This is a genomic window from Streptomyces sp. W16 (assembly GCF_033194735.1).
Taxonomy (GTDB): domain Bacteria; phylum Actinomycetota; class Actinomycetes; order Streptomycetales; family Streptomycetaceae; genus Streptomyces.
This window is the reverse complement of record NZ_JAWOAI010000861.1, coordinates 1-2,578: the sequence shown is the minus strand read 5'-3', so window position 1 is coordinate 2,578 and position 2,578 is coordinate 1. Positions and strand designations below refer to the sequence as shown.

The window sequence follows — 2,578 nt, the reverse complement described above, 5'->3', positions numbered from 1 at the left end:
CGGCGCGGGCCGGGGCGCCCGCGACCTGCTGTGCGTGGCGACCGGACACCGGGGGGTGGGCGGCGCGCTGGTCCTCGACGGGCGTCTGCACACCGGGAGTTCGGGGCTTGCGCTCGAAGTCGGACACCTCACCGTCAACCCCGAGGGCCGCCCCTGTTACTGCGGCAGCCGCGGCTGTCTCGACGTGGAGGCCGATCCGCTCGCCTTCCTCACGGCCGCCGGTCGTGAGCCCGGACCCGAGGTGTCCCTGCTCCAGGAGTCCAACGACCTGATCCGCCGGCACTACGACGACCCGTCCGTACGGGAGGCCGCCGAGACCCTGATCGACCGGCTGGGGCTTGGTCTCGCCGGGCTGGTGAACATCCTCAATCCCGACCGGATCATCCTCGGCGGACTGCATCGCACCCTCCTCGACGCCGACCCGGACCGGCTGCGCGCCGTCGTCGCCGACCGGAGCCTGTGGGGGCAGAGCGGAGGCGTGCCGATCCTCGCCTGCACCCTCGACCACAACAGCCTGGTCGGCGCCGCCGAGTTGGCGTGGCAGCCCGTGCTGGACGACCCGCTGGCGGCTCTTTCCTGACCGCACGGACGGCACGTGACGGAAGGAATCGACGTGCCCGTTGGGAGCCGGGGCAGAGTAGGTCTATCGTCGGAAACCTAAGGCCAGAGGATGGAGGGCGGCGAGTGATGCCGCAGGATGAGCCCGTGATCGGATGCACGGGGCAGGTGATCATCGCGACCCGCGGAAGCGCGGGCCCCGGCGAGATCCTGGTGCGCGTCCGGGGCGGCTCCGAGACCTTCCTCGCCTGGTCGGACGATCCTCTGCCCACGGGGGCGACGGTACTCGTGATCGAGTCGCGAGGAAGTCGTGAGGTCCACGTCATCAAGTGGGTGGATCCATTGGACGCGCTGGGCGGGGACCCCGCCGGCGCTGAGTGAGGAGTACCAGAATGTTCGGTTACCGCGTTCCCGCCCCCGATGAGGCGATGCTGATCTCGGGTGGCAGGCGGGGACTGGGGGGCGCGCCGTTCCGAGTGGTGACGGGGCACGGAAAGTTCGTGCTCCCGGTTTTCCGCAAGACCCGTTTCCTCACGCTGTCGATGTGCGAGGCCGAGGTCACCGAGACCTGTGTGACCAGGCAGGGCATCGCGCTGCACGTCCGTGCCGTGATCGCGTTCAAGGTCGGCAACGACACCGAGAGCATCATCAACGCGGGCCAGCGCTTCCTCTCCGACCAGGACCAGATGTCGGTGCTGACCGGCCGGATCTTCGCCGGTCACCTGCGGTCCATCATCGGCTCGATGACGGTCGAGGAGATCGTCACGGAGCGGCAGAAGCTCGCCGCCGAGGTCCTGGACACCTCGAAGGTCGAGATGGCGAAGATCGGCCTGATCGTGGACTCGCTCCAGATCCAGTCGATCGACGACGGCGAGGTCGGCTACATCGAGGCCATGTCCGCGCCGCACAAGGCCGCCATCCAGCGGCAGGCCCAGATTGCCCAGGCGCAGGCCACCCAGGCCTCGGTCGAGGCGGAGCAGGTCGCGGCCCGCAACCAGGCCGAGTACGCCCGGCAGACCGCGGTGGTCAAGGCGGAGTACTCGGCCGAGGTGGACCGCGCCCAGGCGCAGGCCGCGCAGGCCGGACCGCTGGCGCAGGCCCACGCCCAGCAGGAGGTGCTGGCCGCGCAGACCGAACTGGCCCAGCGCCAGGCGGAGTTGCGCCAGCAGCAGCTGGTCGCCGAGATCGTCAAGCCGGCCGAGGCCGAGGCCCAGCGGATCAAGCTGCTCGCCATCGCCGAGGCGGAGCGCATGAAGATCCAGGCCGAGGCGGCGGCTTCCTACGACCGGGTCGCGCTCGACCGCATGCTGATCGACCAGCTCCCGCAGATCGTGAAGGAAGCGGCCGGTGGCCTCGCCGGCGCCAACGTCAACGTCCTCAACGGCGCGGACGGCCTCGGCGAGATCGCGGCCGGCCTGGTCTCGCAGGGCCTCACGATCCTCGACTCGGTCCGGGGCAACCTGGGCAACGCGGACAACGACGGCCGCCGCCCCGGCGACGACGTCAAGAACCTGCTCCAACTCCAGGCGAAGAAGGACGACAAGAAGGACGACGGCCCGGTGGACCTCGACTAGCAGCGGCTCCGGCGGCCGGTCCTACCAAGGAGCCGTGAGGCTCCACAGCGTCGCCACCAGCGGGCGGCGCAGATCGGCCCGCCGTACGCACAGCCCGATCGGGAGCGGCTCCGGCGCCGGATCCGCGGCGACCACCGCCAGCCGCTCCCGTACGGCACTGCACTCCAGCACCAGCCGGGGCACTACCCCGGTCCCGAAGCCCAGCGCGACCAGCGTCAACAGCCCTTCGTGGCCGTCCGGTTCGCAGACCACGTCCGGTGTCGTGCCCCGGGCCCGGAACCAGCGGTCGGCCGCCTCCCGGACCAGACCCCGGTGCGGCAGCACGAACGGGCCGTCGAGATCCGGATCGGGACGGTCGCGGGCGGTGACCGGCACCAGCTCGGTCACCGCGACCGTCCGGCTCACCAGCGGCTCCGGCAGCCGCGCCGGAATGCCCGCGACCGCCA

Annotated in this window: 4 protein-coding genes; 3 read left to right on the top strand and 1 reads right to left on the bottom strand. The window is 71.1% G+C overall.

What is annotated here, in order from left to right; genetic code table 11:
- The 3 genes from R6V09_RS50580 to R6V09_RS50570 all read left to right on the top strand — a co-directional run.
- Window positions 1–580 (top strand): ROK family protein (locus R6V09_RS50580; protein WP_317888162.1); only part of this gene is annotated, 580 nt, incomplete at its 5' end.
- A gap of 107 nt (window positions 581–687) precedes the next feature.
- Window positions 688–939, top strand: coding sequence for a hypothetical protein (locus R6V09_RS50575; protein WP_019058117.1), 252 nt, complete (start codon window positions 688–690; stop codon window positions 937–939).
- 11 nt (window positions 940–950) lie between these two features.
- The gene (locus R6V09_RS50570) at window positions 951–2,132 is read left to right on the top strand and encodes an SPFH domain-containing protein (protein WP_317888161.1); all 1,182 of its coding nucleotides are present in this window, start codon (window positions 951–953) and stop codon (window positions 2,130–2,132) included.
- Window positions 2,133–2,153: 21 nt separating this feature from the next.
- Here R6V09_RS50570 and R6V09_RS50565 read toward each other — a convergent pair.
- Window positions 2,154–2,578: LysR substrate-binding domain-containing protein (locus tag R6V09_RS50565; RefSeq protein WP_317888160.1), on the bottom strand; the 425-nt coding region annotated here is incomplete at its 5' end.

What these genes read in the sequence shown, in the direction of transcription:
- R6V09_RS50575 (WP_019058117.1), top strand. Translation starts at nt 688, where the DNA reads ATGCCGCAGGATGAGCCCGTGATCGGATGCACGGGGCAGGTGATCATC.
- R6V09_RS50570 (WP_317888161.1), top strand. Translation starts at nt 951, where the DNA reads ATGTTCGGTTACCGCGTTCCCGCCCCCGATGAGGCGATGCTGATCTCG.